This is a genomic window from Nevskia sp. (assembly GCF_023266035.1).
Taxonomy (GTDB): domain Bacteria; phylum Pseudomonadota; class Gammaproteobacteria; order Nevskiales; family Nevskiaceae; genus Nevskia.
The window spans coordinates 1-15,752 of record NZ_JAHFRY010000045.1 but is presented as its reverse complement, the minus strand read 5'-3'; the positions used below and the strand labels follow the sequence as shown (position 1 = coordinate 15,752).

9 protein-coding genes and 1 pseudogene are annotated in these 15,752 nt (G+C 66.8%); 6 read left to right on the top strand and 4 right to left on the bottom strand.

Annotated features, from left to right (window positions below):
• Positions 1-39 precede the first annotated feature (39 nt).
• The 4 genes and pseudogenes from Q0D45_RS08895 (at position 40) to Q0D45_RS08880 (ending at position 2,738) form a co-directional block, all read left to right on the top strand.
• A complete protein-coding gene (locus Q0D45_RS08895) occupies positions 40-1,071 on the top strand; it encodes a lysylphosphatidylglycerol synthase domain-containing protein (protein WP_293391465.1) in 1,032 nt (343 codons plus the stop codon).
• Between the two features lie 181 nt (positions 1,072-1,252).
• Positions 1,253-1,458 (top strand): annotated as a pseudogene (locus Q0D45_RS08890) (catalase); the annotation flags it as partial.
• Positions 1,433-1,828 carry a DJ-1/PfpI family protein gene (locus Q0D45_RS08885; RefSeq protein WP_293391463.1) on the top strand — a complete coding sequence of 132 codons (396 nt, stop codon included), beginning with the start codon at positions 1,433-1,435 and terminating at the stop codon, positions 1,826-1,828. The pseudogene Q0D45_RS08890 and the gene Q0D45_RS08885, both read left to right, overlap by 26 nt.
• Positions 1,829-2,174: 346 nt before the next feature.
• Positions 2,175-2,738, top strand: coding sequence for a hypothetical protein (locus Q0D45_RS08880; RefSeq protein WP_293391461.1), 564 nt, complete (start codon positions 2,175-2,177; stop codon positions 2,736-2,738).
• 89 nt (positions 2,739-2,827) lie between these two features.
• Here the strand turns inward: Q0D45_RS08880 and Q0D45_RS08875 are convergent, their stop codons facing one another.
• A complete protein-coding gene (locus Q0D45_RS08875; protein ID WP_293391459.1) occupies positions 2,828-6,499 on the bottom strand; it encodes a CheR family methyltransferase in 3,672 nt (1,223 codons plus the stop codon).
• 281 nt (positions 6,500-6,780) lie between these two features.
• Complete coding sequence (locus Q0D45_RS08870) at positions 6,781-8,322, bottom strand: alginate export family protein (protein WP_293391456.1); 1,542 nt, start codon at positions 8,320-8,322, stop codon at positions 6,781-6,783.
• Positions 8,323-8,641: 319 nt separating this feature from the next.
• Here Q0D45_RS08870 and Q0D45_RS08865 point away from each other — a divergent pair, with 319 nt between their 5' ends.
• Positions 8,642-9,301 carry a response regulator transcription factor gene (locus tag Q0D45_RS08865; RefSeq protein WP_366946393.1) on the top strand — a complete coding sequence of 220 codons (660 nt, stop codon included), beginning with the start codon at positions 8,642-8,644 and terminating at the stop codon, positions 9,299-9,301.
• Between the two features lie 5 nt (positions 9,302-9,306).
• Here Q0D45_RS08865 and Q0D45_RS08860 read toward each other — a convergent pair whose 3' ends face one another.
• Positions 9,307-11,955 (bottom strand): PAS-domain containing protein, encoded by a 2,649-nt coding sequence (locus tag Q0D45_RS08860; protein WP_293391450.1) that lies wholly within the window; start codon positions 11,953-11,955, stop codon positions 9,307-9,309.
• A 65-nt stretch (positions 11,956-12,020) separates the two neighbouring features.
• Positions 12,021-13,340, bottom strand: a complete 1,320-nt coding sequence (locus tag Q0D45_RS08855; RefSeq protein ID WP_293391447.1) for a dicarboxylate/amino acid:cation symporter — start codon at positions 13,338-13,340, stop codon at positions 12,021-12,023.
• A gap of 233 nt (positions 13,341-13,573) precedes the next feature.
• On the opposite strand from Q0D45_RS08855, the gene Q0D45_RS08850 reads away from it, so the two are divergent.
• The coding region (locus tag Q0D45_RS08850; RefSeq protein WP_293391444.1) for an NADP-dependent malic enzyme at positions 13,574-15,752 on the top strand (2,179 nt) is incomplete at its 3' end.

The following is a 15,752-nucleotide window of genomic DNA, read 5'->3' as shown; positions in this document are numbered from 1 at the left end:
GCCGAGCTCGACGGGCACGCAATCTGCCCCGGCTCCGGGATGCAGACCAACCCGCCCCAGCCGCAAACCCGACATCGCTACCGGCCGCTCAAGCGCGGATTGGCGATCGCTTTCTTCCTGCTCGTTGCCTGGCTGATCTATCGCTACGGCCGCACGCTGGACTGGCCGAAGATCTGGCGCTCGCTGCAGCAGATCGATCGCAGCACCTTGCTGCTGGCGGCCGCCTGCTCGATGGGCAGCTATGCCGTCTATGCCTGCGTCGACCTGTTCGCGCGCAGCGCGCTGAGCTTGCAGATATCGAAAGCCAAGGCAATGGCGATCGCCTTCGTCTGCTACGCGTTCAATCTGAACTTCGGTTCCTGGGTCGGCAGCATCGGCTTCCGCTACCGGCTCTATTCACGGATCGGCCTCGGTGCGGAACAGGTCACGCGGGTGGTTGGCATGAGCCTGGTCACCAACTGGTCCGGCTACTTCCTGCTCGCCGGCGTCGCTTTCGCGTTCAACTTCGTCAAGCCGCCGGCTGGATGGGAAATCGGCAGGCTGGGTCTGACCATCGCCGGCGTCGCGCTGCTGGCGAGCCTGATTCTCTACATCGGGGCTTCGGCCTTCGCCAAGCGGCGCAGCTGGACGATACGCGGACGCGAGCTGAGCTTGCCGAGCGCTGGCTTCGCCACATTGCAGGTGCTGGTATCAAGCCTCAACTGGCTGCTGATCGCCGGCATCCTGTATGTGCTGCTGCGCCAGCACGTCGACTTTCCGCTGGTGCTCGGCGTGTTCCTGCTGGCCGCCATCGCCGGCGCAGCGACGCATGTTCCCGCCGGGCTCGGTGTGACCGAAGCGGTGTTCTTCGCCGTGCTCGGCGGCCGCGTGCCGCATGCCGAACTGTTTGCCGCACTGCTCGCCTATCGCGCGCTCTATTACCTGATGCCGCTGTGCGCGGCGATCCCGGTCTACTTCCTGCTCGAAGCCCAGGGCCGCGACCGCAAGCTCGCCGCGGCGAACAACGCAAGAAATCACTCCGAAGAAGCGGCCACCGCCGTCGCGCGACAGCAGCGGCCTGCGCAGACCTGAGCGCTGCACAGGCTCCTTTTCAAGCTAAGTTTCCCGCATCCCACGACGGCTCCGGATCCCGTTCCGGACAGCTTGCAGTTTCCATCGTCGATATCGGTGACGGGACCCATCCGAGGAGATCGACACCGATGGCAAAGGCAAAAATACTCGCCGCACGGTTCCGCGCGGCAATACCGATGCACTGGATGCCTACCTCGTATCCGATGAAGGCTCGGGCCTGACCAGCAATCAGGGCATCCCGATTGCCGATGACGACAACAGCCTGCGCGCCGGTGAGCGCAGCCCGACCCTGGTGGAAGATTTCTACTTCCTGGAGAAGATCAGCACTTCGATCACGAGCGGATTCCGGAGCGCGTGGTCCATGCGCACGGTGTCGGCGCTCACGGCAGCCGGCGCCACGGTGAAGGTGCTGGCAGCGAAGCTCGGCACGCTCAAGGGCCAGCACGGTGAAGTGCAGATCGATCACACCCTGGCGACGACGCCGTCGGTGGCTTTCGACGCGGTGGTGATTCCCGGCGGCGCATCGCCGGCCGCATTGGCGAAGACCGTGGACGGCACTGCGTTCGTGCGCGAAACCCACAACCACCTGAAGACCATCGTCGCCGGCAAGGACGCCGCTCCGTTGCTTGTCGCCGCCGGCGTCAAGGCGGATTCGATAGGGGGGTTCCGCTTCGCCTCGTCGAAAGCCGAATGGGCGGCGGTGATCGCCGCGATCGCCAAGCTGAAGCATTGCGAGCGCAGCGAGCAGGCGGTCTGATCCGGCCACTCCACTCGCTAGTCGATCAGCGCGGTTTGACGACCGCGCCGATCTCACCCTTTCTGCTCGCCGACTTGTAATAACTGCCTGATTCAAGGATCGGCAGTCCGCACCAAGTGCGGGCACGCGCGATGCCGTTGCCTGTCTTCGTCAACCAGACAATTGGTCAATCAGACCAATGGAGGCGTCCATGAAATTCGCGACTGATACGAAGACCAGACGCACCGAGCTTCGGCACCCCGCAAGTGCTCGCCGAGCCCGCTTGAATCGCAGGCAATCCAGATCCCGCAACGGCGCTGATCAGGGTCCCCAGACGGCCCGGCAGGGCCCGCCACGAGTAGCCCCCATGACCATCATCATCACCGGCAACTTCGAGCAGCTTCCCGACGCCCAGAAGGCCTTGGCCGATCTCGCCCAGGCCGGCATCGCCGCCGAGCAGATGACCACCTTCTTCGTCAGCCCGTCCGCCGAGCCGGACCAGTACTTCGCAGGCGACGGCCCGCCACCGGTCGATGAGGCCGCCAAGGGTGGTGCCTCCGGCGCCGCCGTCGGCGCTGCGGTCGGTGCGGTTGCCGGACTGGCGACTCTGCCGCTGCTCGGCCCGGCGGCCGTCGCCGTGGCGGGTGCGGGTGCCTATGTCGGCTCGTTCGCCGGCGCGATGCTCAAGGTCGAGGATCACAACGAACCTGGCGCCGAGACGCACGCCGAAGTTGTTCCGGACCCATCGGCGCGCCGCAAGGCCGGCTCGCTGATTGCCGTGGCGGCATCGGCGCCGGAGCTGCAGCGCAAGGTCGCCGACATCCTCAGGACACGCGGCGGCACCGACATCGAGCGCACCGAAGGCACGCTCGTCGACGGTCAGTGGACCGACTTCGATCCGCTGGCGCCGCTGCGCTTGATTGACGGCTAGGGCAGCTTTCTTCCAGCAGCTACCACCCTGTTCGTCATTTCCGCGCAGGCGGGAATGACGGATGTTCTATCGAGCTATGAAGAAAACGCTCAACGCGCGCAGCCCGCCGCGATGCGATTGGCCAGTTCGGTGGGGTCCGCCGGCTTGGTCAGGTGGCCATCGAAGCCGGCGGCGATTGCCTCATCGCGATCAGCAATGCTGGCGAAGCCGGTGAGCGCGATCGCCAGGGTTCTCGGCAAGCGCCGGGCAGCCTCGATGACGCGCAGCTCGCGGACCAGCGTGTAGCCATCGGTGCCGGGCATCGCGATATCGGAAACCATGGCGTCGTAACGCTCCGATTCCAGCAACTGCAGCGCTTCCGAAGCCGAGGGCACCGCCGTGGCTTCGGCACCTGCGGCGTTCAGCAGATGGGTGATGGCCTCGCGGCCGCCGACTTCGTCATCGACGATCAAAATGCGGTAGCCGCGCAGCGACTGGTTCGGCGTCTGACTATTGCCGGCCGGCACTTCTTCGAACATCTGCGCCGGTGCCAGTGGCAGCCGCACCACGAAGCGCGCGCCTTTGTCGGGGCCTTCGCTGTGGGCGGCCACGGTGCCGCCGTGGCCTTCGGCCAGATGGCGGACGATCGACAGACCAAGGCCCAGGCCGCCGTGCTCGCGGGTGCGGCTGGTGTCGGCCTGGCTGAAGCGATCGAAGATGCGCGGCAGGCGATCGGCCGGAATGCCCATGCCGGTATCGGTGACGGTCAGCTCGGCCCAGGTATCGACGCGCGCCAGTGACACCACGATGCGGCCACCTTCGGGCGTGAACTTGATGGCGTTCTGCAGCAGGTTGGCGATGATCTGCTGCACGCGCCGGGTATCGGCGAGCAGCATCGTCGCTTCGTCCATGCCATCGGCGCTCAAGGCGATCTTCCTGGCTTCCGCCGTCGGTGCCATGCCTTCGACGGTGGCGCCGATCAGGCCGGACAGATTGGTCAGCCGGAGATCAAGGCTCAGGCGGCCGCTGATGATGCGCGAGACATCGAGCAGATCGTCGATCAGGCGCGCCTGCAGACGGCAGTTGCGATCGATGATGTCCAGCGCACGCTGCATCGTCGGCCGGTTGCTGAGCGTCGCGGTGTCGCCATCGCCGGACAGCTTCTGCAGCACCGCGCTCCAGCCGGTGATGACGTTCAGCGGGGCGCGCAGTTCATGGCTGACCAGCGCCAGGAATTCGTTCTTGGCGGTGTTGGCACGCTCGGCTTCGGCACGCGCGGCGTTCGCTTCGTCGAGCGCCAGGCGCAGGCGCTGGATGTCCTGGAACGCCAGCACCGCGCCTTCGATGCGGTTGTCGCTGGTCTGATAGGCCCGCGCGGTGATGATGTGGCTGCGGCTCTGCAGATCCTGCGCTTCCTGCTCCACCGGCCGCAGATCCTGGACCGCGTCGTCGAGGATGGCGTCGAGCATTTCCGGCGCGAATGCGCTGGACTTCGCCAAGGGGCCGCCGAGATCGGCCGCCGTGAGTCCGAACATCGGCCCGGCGGCTGGCGAGAAGTGGCGCACCCGTCGTTGCCGGTCGAGCATCAGCACCGGCACTGGAATGCCGTTGATCAGATTGCTGAGATCGTCGTTGAGCTGCACCAGCTCCTGGTTGCGCCGCGCCATTTCCTCGTTGACGCCGGTGAGGTCGCGGTTCGCCGCTTCGAGTTCCTGCTTGGCGGTCTGCAGCTCTTCGTTGGCGCTCTGTAGCTCCTCGTTGGCCGACAGCACTTCCTCGTTGGCGGTGCGCAGCTCCTCGCTGGTGGTGTCGTACTCGGTGACCACCGCGCGCAACTGGGTGCGGCTCTGTTCGAGCTCATCGCTGAGCACGCGGATGTAGTGCTCCAGCTCATCGGTGCGCGCGTCGGGAGTTCCCGAAGCGGCCGGCGCGATGGCCGTCAGGTCGCGCCGCTGCAGGGCGACCAGGAAATAGCGCTGCGAAGCACCGGCCTGCAGCGGCAGCACTTCCAGCGTGTATTGATGACCATCGACGAACACCCGATCGCGGCGCACCGGCAGCTTGGTACGGGCCGCTTCCATCAGCACCGCGCGCACATCCACCTGCAGCTCCGGCCGCACCAGACGGGCGATCGACAAGGTGGCGTCACCGCTGCTCGGCAGCAGGAACGGCGAGGTATCGCCGCGGAACTGCAGCACCCGGCCATTGGCATCGACGACGAAACCGGGCGGCCCGAAATGCGCCAGGGCCAGTTGGTCGGCCAGATTCTCGAGCGCGAAATCCGGCTTCTCGCCGCTCGGAGTGCCGAGCGGCCCGGCCGGCAGCGGCTCGGTGAAGGTGAAGCCGCGCACCGGCCGCGGCGCCTTCGGCCGGCGGCGGTAGAGGTTGTGGCGGGTCGACATGTCCTCGAAAAATTCCGGATCGGCTGCTTCCGAACGGCCCAGCAGCAGGCTGCCGCCGTTGGATGCGGCATACGAGAACGCTTCGAAGGCCTGTCGCTTGGCATCCTTGTGCAGGTAGATCAGCAGGTTCCGGCAGGACACCAGATCGACGCCGGAGAACGGTGCATTGGCGAGCAGGTTGTGGGTCGCGAAGATGCACAGCGAGCGCAGATCCTTGGTCAGCCGCCAGCCGCCCTCTTCAGCGACGAAATACTGCGCGCGCCAGGTTTCGGGCACCGCCGCCATCGCCTCCGCCGAGTAGCGCCCGAGACGCGCCCGGCTGATCGCCCGCTCGTTGATATCGGTACCGAAGATCTGCAGCTTGCGGCTGACGCCGGCGGCGGCCAGCGCATCGACCAGCAGGATGGCGATCGAATACACCTCTTCGCCGGTCGAGCAGCCGGGCACCCAGACCCGGATCGGGTTGGCGTTCGATTCGAGAAGCGCCGGGATCACGAACTGGCGCAGGCCTTCGGTCATTTCCGGATCGCGGAAGAACGCGGTGACGCCGACCAGCAGATCGTCCTTGAGGGCGAGGATTTCGTCCGGATCGTCGCGCAGGCGCACCAGGTAGTGGCCGACATCGCCGCCGGACTGCAGGAAGGCGCGGCGCATGAACCGCCTGCGCACGTTGACCTCCTTGTAGTAGCGAAGGTTGAGACCGGACTGCTTCTGGATCAGCGCATGAACTTCGTCGAGCACCTTGGCATCGGGCAGCACGGCAGGGTCGGTCGGCGCCTCGCTTTCGAGATAGCGCTGGATCGCCGGTGCGATCTGCTCCGGCGTCAGCGCGGCATCGGCAAGCTGATTGTCGAGCACCGACTGCGGCATGCCGTCGTGGGTCGCCGAGGCTGGCTCCTGCACCACGACGTAGCCGCCGGCATCGCGAACCTCGGCAACGCCCGCAGTGCCGTCCTGCCCGGTGCCGGACAGGATGACGGCGGCGATGTCGATCTCGCTGTCGCGGGCAGCCGATGACAGGAAGATGTCGATCGGCAGATTCAGGCCGCTGCCGCGCGGCGTCAGCACCAGCTTGCGATCGAGCAGGGTCGCGGTCATCGCCGGCACCAGCACGTAGATGCGGCCCGCTTCGAGCGCGTCGCCATCGCTCATCGCCTGCACGGGGATCGCCGTGCATTTCTGCAATACCGGCACCAGCTGGCTCTCGTGACCCGGATCCAGATGAGTCAGCACCACGATCGCGAAACGGGGCACTTCCGGAAAGTGCTTGATCAGCAGGCAGAGTGCTTCCACGCCGCCGGCAGAGGCGCCGATCACGGCGAGGCTCAGCGGGGCCTGGTCACGCTCAGGCGTCGTACGATCATCTGCTCCGGTTTCCATCCGCTTTTTCCTTCTCCCTGCCCTGAACGATCGGTCTGTTCGGCGGGGCAAATCTTAAAGTGCTCCCGGCGCACAAAGCGAATTGACGGAAGCTTGGCAGAAGGTCTTTTCCGATCACTTTTCGATCAAGCGCCTGGCAGTAGCTCGATCCGCGTCATGACGCTGCCGGAACCACTTTCGGCTAGCGCCAGATGTCGCCTTCACGGCGGCGGCCGGTGGCGCAACGGCAGCTTTCAAAGCTGCCATCGACGCCTGGCTGCGCGCCGGAATCAGGGCGCGGCTCAGAAGCGGTAGCTCGCGAACACCGCGCCAAAATTCGAACTGCGGTAGCCGCCTTGTTCGAGTGCGGAGCCGGCCTCGAGGTGCTCGAGCCGCGTGGTCAGCGACAGCCGCGGCGTGAGGTTCCAGACCACCTGCAGGCGCGCGACATCGGCGCTATGGCTGCCGCCCGCACCGGCCGTGCCGGCATAGGCCGTGCCGTTGGCGCGGTAGACGGCATCGTCGCGGTCGACGCGCCAGGTCCACTGGTATTCGAGCGTCACCCGCACACTGGCAAACGGCGACAACACGAGGCTGGGAGCGAAGGCGGCGAGATTGGTCGGCGTCAGAAACAGGCCATAGGCGTAGTAGATGTTGTTGCCGTACGGCGCCGAGGCATTGCGCAGCGTGCGGCCGCCGTAGGCACCGCCGCCGCTCGCGTAGTCGGCATGGAAGCCGAGGCGCGGTGCGCGGCGGTCCGCGCCCAGCTTCCAGTTCTGCGCGAACAGCGCCTGCCAGGCTTCGAGCCGGCGCCCGTCGTGATCGCCCCACTGGTGGTTGACGGTCCAGTCCAGCGTCGCCGCGCCGATCTCACCCCAGAGCCGCAGGCCGCCGTAATAGCGTTCCTCGCGTGCGGACAGCGCACCCCAGGTCACCTTGCGCTGACGCTGGCGCCACAAGAACGGATCGAGATAGAGCGAGCTGTCGAACCAGCGACGCGGCAGCACGATGCCGCCGGTGATGCCCGAGAACCGGCGATCACTATCGCGGTGGTCATCGTCGATGCCGCCGTTGCCGAGGCGGTTGAAGTCGAAATCGAACAGATCGGCGCGCAGGTGCTCGCCGTTGATCCAGGTACGCAGGCCGTTGACGGTGACATGCAGCGTGTTGTTGTCGCGCGCCGCGACCAGCAGGTTCGGTCCGTCGATGAACAGCTGCCGGCCGTAGCGCACGCCGACCTCGACCTTGCCGAAGTGGTCGGTCCAGTCCGCGAAACGCTGCTGCAGGAACAGATCGTTGCGCAGCGCGCCGGACGGCGTACCGATGTTGCGGCCCTCGATGACGCCGCGGCCGAGCTCCCCGTACAGCCGCAGATGCGAGCCGAGATGCAGGTCGGTGCCGACGAACAGGCGATAGATGTCCTGGCGCTGCTCGCCGTCACGCAGCTGCGCGTGCTCGGTGTAGTTGATGCGCCCGCGCAGTTCGCCGGACAAGGTCAGATAGACGTCCGGCCGCCCGATCGGCAGGTACTTGAGCCGGTCGAGGAAATCGCGCCGTTGGCCGGGGTTACCCATGCGCTGCCAGTCCTCGGCCCAGCGCGCGACGCTGTAGCCGTTGACGGTCGCCCCCTGGCCGACCGCAGCGGCCGGATAGCCGACCGACTTCGGCGCAGGGGCGGCCTTGGCGGCCGGCGCGTCCGCGGCGGCCGGTATCTCTGCACTGACGAGGTGCAGCACCGGCGGATTGCCGCTGCCGACCTCGGTCGCGGCTTCGACGCTCAGTGCCAGAGCCGCAGACAAGACGCCGCAGGCAAGGCGCAGCGACAGCGTGGTATTCCGGGACATGCGCAACTCCTCACACCATGATCAGGCTGTGATCCCTCGCCGCAGGCCGCAGTCGATCCGCCCGCTTCGGGCAGCGCGTCAGGGAACGGTCGGGAATCGTTTTTCCGGCTGCCTGGCGGGTGCCATGGCAGGCCGGGGAATGTCGCCATCTTGGTCGCGGTGCGCGCGCCGGGAAATAACACCATGGAGCTAGGCAGGCTCGATCTGGCTTGATGCTGTTAGCTGCCTGTGCAGCGTTTCCCTACACTGACGGCATGCACCATTTCCCGACACTCAGCAGTCCGATCGCAACGACAGCGCCGTCATGGAAATGACCGCGATGGATACCGGCACGCTGCGCATCCTGGTCGCCGACGATCACCCGCTGTTTCGCGCCGCCATCGTCCATGCGCTGCAGCCGTTCACCGGCTCCGGCGGCAGCATCGCCGAAGCCTCGAGCTTCGCGTCACTGAGCGCCGCGGTCAGCGAAGACCCGGAACTGGATCTGGTGCTGCTCGATCTGAACATGCCCGGCGCGCAGGGCTTTTCGTCGCTGGTCTATCTGCGCGGCGAACGGCCAGCGCTGCCGGTGATCGTGATCTCCTCGAACGATCATCCGCGTACCGTCAGCCGCGCCCAGCAGTTCGGCGCGGCGGCGTTCGTGCCGAAGTCAGCTCCGCCGGCCGTGCTGCAGAACGCGCTGCGCGTGGTCATGCAGGGCGATGAATGGTTCCCGCCACAACGTGCCGCCCGCAGCGCCGAAGACGCCAAGCTGGCCGAGCAGCTCGCCCAGCTCACCCCGCAGCAGTTCCGTGTGCTGATGGCGATGGCCGACGGCCTGCTCAACAAGCAGATCGCCCACGAGCTGGGCCTGGCCGAGAACACCGTGAAGGTCCACATCACCGCCGTGCTGCGCAAGCTGGAGTGCTACAGCCGCACGCAGGCGGCGGTGAAGGTCAAGGCGCTGCAGCCGGAGCCCGAGATCGGCGAGCCGAACTAGCGGGGCTAGCCGCTGCGCAGCAGCAGCTGCCGCATCAAGGCCCGCAAGGCCGGTGGCCGCACCGGCTTGGGCAGGAAGGCCCAGCCGGCATCGGCGGCCACTTCCGAAGCCGCTTCGCGTTCGGCCGAGATCATGATCACCGGCGGCTGCCGGCCCCAGCGCAGGAACAACGAGGGCATCAGATCGGCGCCGGTGCTGGCGCCGAGGCGATGATCGAGCAGCACCAGATCGGGCGCCTCGGCGGTCGATGCCGCCGCCTCTTCGGGGCTGCCGATCAGGGTCACTTGGCAGCCCCAGGCCAGCAGCAAGGCACGGGCGGCTTCGCGCACTCTCGGGTCATCGTCGATGCACCAGATGTGGCGGCCCTGCAGCGCGGTGGCGGGCTCGGCGATGGTCGTGGCCGGCGCCGTCACACCGCTGCGATCACCCGCCGGCAGGCTGACGCTGAACACGCTGCCGCGTCCCGGCCATGAGCGCAGACCGATCCGATGATCGAGCCGCCGGGCGATGCGCTCGACGATCGCCAGACCGAGGCCGGCACCGCGATCGGACTGCGCCGAGCCGCCATCGAGCCTTCGGAACTCCTCGAAGATCACGACGCGATGCGCTTCAGCAATGCCGCAACCGGTATCCCAGACTTCGATGCGCAAGCCGCCGCCGCTGCGCCGCACGCCCATCAGCACGCTGCCGCGCAGGGTGTAGCGCAGCGCGTTGGACAGGAAGTTCTGCAGGATGCGCCGCAGCAGCGCGGCATCGCTGCTGACCACCGCGCGCGTCGCCACCACGCGCAGATCGAGGCCGCGCAGTTGCGCGGTAGGCTCGAACTCGCGGCGCAGGCTGTCGAACAGATCCTGCAGTGCCAGATCCTGCACCTGGGTCTGCAGCGCGCCGGATTCCAGACGCGAGATATCGAGCAGGCTGGAGAGGATGCCGTCCTCGGCGGCGAGCGCTTCCTCGATGTTGTCGGCGAGCGCTGCGGCCTGCGCATCGCCCAGCCGTTCACGCAGGGCCGAGGTGTACATGCGCGCCGCGTTCAGCGGCTGCAGCAGGTCGTGGACGGCGGCGCTGACGAAGCTGGTCTTCGAGCGATTGGCGCGCTCGGCTTCGCGGCGCGCGGCATCGAGATCATGGGTGCGTTCGTCGACCCGGCGCTCCAGCGACACCGCCAGGGTGCGCAGCTCACGCGCGGTATTTCGATACGCGGTGATGTCGGCATACGAGGTGACGAAGCCGCCGGCCGGCAGCGGGTTGCCGCGAATCTCGATCACCGTGCCATTGGCCCATTCGCGCTCGAACATGTGCGGCCGCGCGGCGCGCAGATGATCGAGCCGCCGCTGCACGGCGACCTCGACATCACCACTGCCGAGCAGGCCACGGCGCGCGTTGTAGCGCAGCAGGTCTTCGATCGGCCGGCCGATGCGCATCAGCTCCGGCGGGTAGCCGAAGATTTCGACATAGCGCCGGTTCCAGGCCGTGAGCCGCAGATCGGCATCGATGACGCTGACGCCCTGGGCCAGATGTTCGAGGCTCTGGCGCTGGCCGACGCTGGCCCGTTCGGCAGCGAGCACGATGCCGTCCTGGGCGCTGTGCAGCGCTTCGGCGTGCTGGCGCACCAGCTGTTCGAGTTCTTCGCGGCTGCGCCGGCGCAGGCGCGACAGGCGCAAGCGCTGCTGCACGAACAGCACTAGGAACAGCAGGCTGAGCAGCGCCCCACCGGCAGCGAGCGCGGCGATCAGGCCGGCGTCTTCGCTGTCGCCGGTTTCATGGAGCAGGTGCAGGGTCCAGCCGTCGCTGGCCAGCGGCAGTGACTGCCAGAGGAAATCGCCCCGCAGGCCGGCGCTTTCCAGCTTCACCCTGCGCGTGCCTTCAGGCCCCTTGGCATCGCGCAGGCGGAGCGGCTTCAGGCGCTGGCCGGCGTACTGCTGGCTGTGCGCCAGCTCGTCGCGCTCGGCCTGGCTCAGCGCGCGCAGCTGGCGATAACGCCAGGCCTCGCGATTGGCCAGGAAGACGATGCCGTGGGCGTCGCTGATCAGCACCACGTCGGCGGCCTTCTGCCATTCCTGCTCCAGTTCGCCGAGTTCGACCTTGACGGTCACCGCGCCGATGCGGCTGCCGTCATCGTCGTGCACCGCCTGGGTCATGTAGTAGCCGGGCACGCCGGTGGTGACGCCGATGCCGTAGAAGCTGCCGCGGTCATCGCGCATTGCCTGCTGGAAATAGGGCCGGAAGCGGTAGTCGAAGCCGACGTTGCTGCCCGGCAGCTGCCAGTTGTTGGCCGCCACGCCGATGCCCCGGCGATCGAGCAGGGTCAGGGTCGAGGTATGGGCCGCGCCGTTGACCACTTCCAGCCGGCGGCTGAGGCGCTCGCTCGTGGCTGCGTCGATCGTCGCTCGCAACACCTGGCGCAGTTCCGGGTCCAGCGCCAGCACCGTCGGCAGGGTGCGGTAGCGGTCGATCATCGACTGCAGCGAGGCCGCGTAGAGGCCGAGCTGTTCGGCACTGCGCGCCGCCGATTCACGCAAGGCCTGCTGTGTGGCCTGCCGCGCCACCGCCGTCATCGCGCCACCAAGGACGGCGATGACGACCAGCACGATGGCCGCCAGCCGCAGCCGATGGCCCTGCTGCCGCGGGCCGGGCGCAGCAGCCTCAGCCACGGGCGTGATGCGCGTGCTGACTGCTGCTGTTCATGGTCGTGATCTCTGCTGAGTGAAGCCGCAAGCTAACTCTGCGTCAGACCTTCCGGCAACGGTTCCGACACCGCATCCGGGCCGGCGGCCAGCTCGCGGCGCAGGCGATCGCGATCCAGCTCGTTCTCCCAGCCGGCGACGACGATCGTCGCCACGCCGTTGCCGACCAGATTGGTCAGCGCCCGCGCTTCGCTCATGAAGCGGTCGATGCCGAGGATCAGCGCCAGACCGGCGACCGGCACCGAGGGCACCACGGCCAGAGTGGCCGCCAGGGTGATGAAGCCGGCACCGGTGACGCCGGAGGCGCCCTTGGAAGTCAGCATCGCCACCGCCAGCAGGGTGATTTCCTGGGTCAGCGTCAGATCGACATTGAGCGCCTGCGCCACGAAGATCGCCGCCATGGTCAGGTAGATGTTGGTGCCATCGAGATTGAACGAGTAACCGCTCGGCACCACCAGGCCGACCACCGGCTTGCCGCAGCCGAGGCGCTCCAGCTTCTGCATCAGCGGCACCAGGGCCGATTCCGAAGACGAGGTGCCGAGCACCAGCAACAGCTCATCGCGGATGTAGCGCAGGAAACGGAAGATGCTGAAGCCGGAGACCTTGGCGATGGCGCCGAGCACCAGCACGATGAACAGCGCGCAGGTCAGATAGAAGCTGCCCATCAGCTTGGCCAGCGGGCCGAGGCTGTCGAGGCCGTACTTGCCGATGGTGAAGGCCATGGCGCCGCCGGCACCGATCGGCGCCAGGCGCATGATCGAGCTCATCATCCGGAAGAACACTTTGGAGATCGCATCGAGAAAGCTCATCACCGGCTTGCCCTGCTCGCCGACCGCGCTCATCGCGAAGCCGAACAGCAGCGCGATCAGCAGCACCTGCAGCAGATCGCCATTGCCGGTGAAGGCATCGGTGAAGGTCTTCGGAATGATGTGCAGCAGGAAGCCGACGGTGCTCTGCTCATGCGCGGCGGCGGCGTACTTGGCCACGGCGCCGGCATCGAGCGTCGCCGGATCGACATTGAAACCGGCGCCCGGCTTGAGCAGGTTGACGACGATCAGGCCAATCACCAGCGCGAAGCTCGACACCACCTCGAAATAGAGGATCGCCTTGACGCCGACCCGGCCGACCTTCTTGACGTCCGACACTCCGGCGATGCCCATGACCACGGTCAGGAAGATGATCGGGCCGATCAGCATCTTGATCAGGCTGATGAAGGCATCGCCGAGCGGCTTGAGCGCCACGCCGGTTTCCGGGAAGTAGTGGCCGATCGAACCGCCGATCGCGATGGCCAGCAGCACCCAGAGGTACAGACGCCTGGAAGAGTTGGCAGATGCATGCGTTGAAGTGCTCATGTGTCTCCTGATCGCTGGTGTCGGCTCATGGTCTCAAGCCTGCTTCGGTTATGGCCTGATCCTGCGCCGGTCAGCCGCCTTCACGGAATAGCCGGATGGTAGTAACTGCCGTGACTCGCGTGGGCTTTCCAGCGCTACCTAACCCGAATGTACTAGCCGCAGCCGGCCGGCTCGTCGCCATGCGGCTCCTATAATCGCCGCGCCCTTCGTTGGGGTCTGTTAACGAGAAACGCATGAGCCAGGACACACCGATCGCCAGCAAGGTCCGCGAAAGCCTGCGCCAGGCCGCCCTGGATTATCACGAGTTCCCGGTGCCCGGAAAGCTGGCGGTCACCGCCACCAAGCAGCTCACCAACCAGCACGATCTGGCCCTCGCCTACTCGCCCGGCGTCGCCGCCGCCTGCGAGGAGATCGCCGCTGATCCGCTCAACGCTTATCGCTACACCGCGCGCGGCAACCTCGTCGCGGTGATCACCAACGGCACCGCCGTGCTCGGCCTCGGCAACATCGGCCCGCTGGCGGCCAAGCCGGTGATGGAAGGCAAGGCAGTGCTGTTCAAGAAATTCGCCGGCATCGATGTCTTCGATATCGAAGTCAACGAGACCGATCCGGACAAGCTGGTCGACATCATCGCCGCACTCGAACCGACCTTCGGCGGCATCAACCTCGAAGACATCAAGGCGCCGGAGTGCTTCGAGATCGAGCGTCGCTTGCGCGCGCGGATGAAGATCCCGGTGTTCCATGACGATCAGCACGGCACCGCGATCATCGTCGGCGCCGCCACGCTGAACGCGCTGCAGGTGGTCGAGAAGGACATCCGCGCGATCAAGGTGGTGGTCAGCGGTGCCGGTGCGGCAGCACTCGCCTGCGTCGACCTGCTGGTCGATCTCGGCCTGCCGATCGAACACATCTGGCTGACCGACCTCGCCGGTGTCGTCTACACCGGCCGCACCGAGCTGATGGACCCGGACAAGGCACGCTTCGCGCAGCCCACCGAGCAGCGTTCCTTGGCCGAAGTGATAGCCGGGGCCGACATGTTTCTCGGCCTCTCGGCCGGCGGCGTGCTGAAACCGAAGATGGTCGCCTCGATGGCGACCAAGCCGATCATCTTCGCGCTGGCCAATCCGCATCCGGAAATCCTGCCGGAGGACGTGAAGGCCGTGCGCGGCGACGCGATCATCGCCACCGGCCGCACCGACTATCCGAACCAGGTCAACAACGTGCTGTGCTTTCCGTTCATCTTCCGCGGCGCGCTGGACGTGGGCGCGACCACGATCACGCGGGAAATGGAGATCGCCGCCGTGCGCGCCATCGCCGACCTCGCGCGCATGGAGCAGAGCGATGTGGTGGCCGCGGCCTACGGCACCGAGAACCTGTCGTTCGGCGGTGCCTACATCATCCCCAAGCCGTTCGACCCGAGACTGATCGTGCAGATCTCGCCCGCCGTGGCGCAGGCGGCGATGGATTCCGGCGTGGCGCGCCGGCCGATCGAGGATTTCGAGGCCTACCGGCAGAAGCTGCAGCAGTTCGTCTACCAGAGCGGCACCTTCATGAAGCCGGTGTTCACGGCGGCGCGCAAGGCCTCCGCCACCACCGGCCGCGTGGTGTTTGCCGAAGGTGAGGAAGAGCGGGTGCTGCGCGCGGCGCAGATCATCGTCGACGAAAAGCTCGCGCAGCCGATCCTGATCGGCCGTCCGGAGGTCATCGAGGAACGCATCCAGCGCTTCGGCCTGCGGCTCAAGGCTGGTGTGCACATCACCATCGTCAATCCCCAGCACGACGATCGCTACCACCAGTATTGGACCGAGTACCACGCGCTGATGGCGCGCCACGGCGTCACCGCGCAGTACGCCAAGCTGGAGATGCGCCGGCGCAGCACGCTGATCGCCGGCATGCTGATGCGCAAGGGCGAAGCCGACGGCATGATCTGCGGCACCATCAGCAGCACCGCGCGCCATCTGCAGTTCATCGATCGCACCATCGGCAATGCCGAAGGCAGCTCGGTCTATGCCGCGATGAATGCGCTGATCCTGCCTGACCGCCAGCTGTTCATCGTCGATACCCACATCAACGCCGATCCCAGCGCCGAACAGCTCGCCGAGATCACCCGGCTGGCCGCCGCCTCGGTCTGCCGCTTCGGCCTGGTGCCGAAGGTGGCGCTGCTGTCGCACAGCAACTTCGGCAGCCACGACACCGCGTCGTCACTGAAGATGCGCAAGACCCTGGCGCTGTTGCGCGAACAGGCGCCGGATCTGCAAGTGGATGGCGAGATGCACGGCGACTGCGCGCTCGATGAAGCGCTGCGCAAGCGCATCCTGCCGGAGACCACGCTCGAAGGCCCGGCGAACCTGCTGGTGATGCCGAACATCGACGCTGCCAACATCGCCTACAACCTGTTGAAGACCGCCGCCG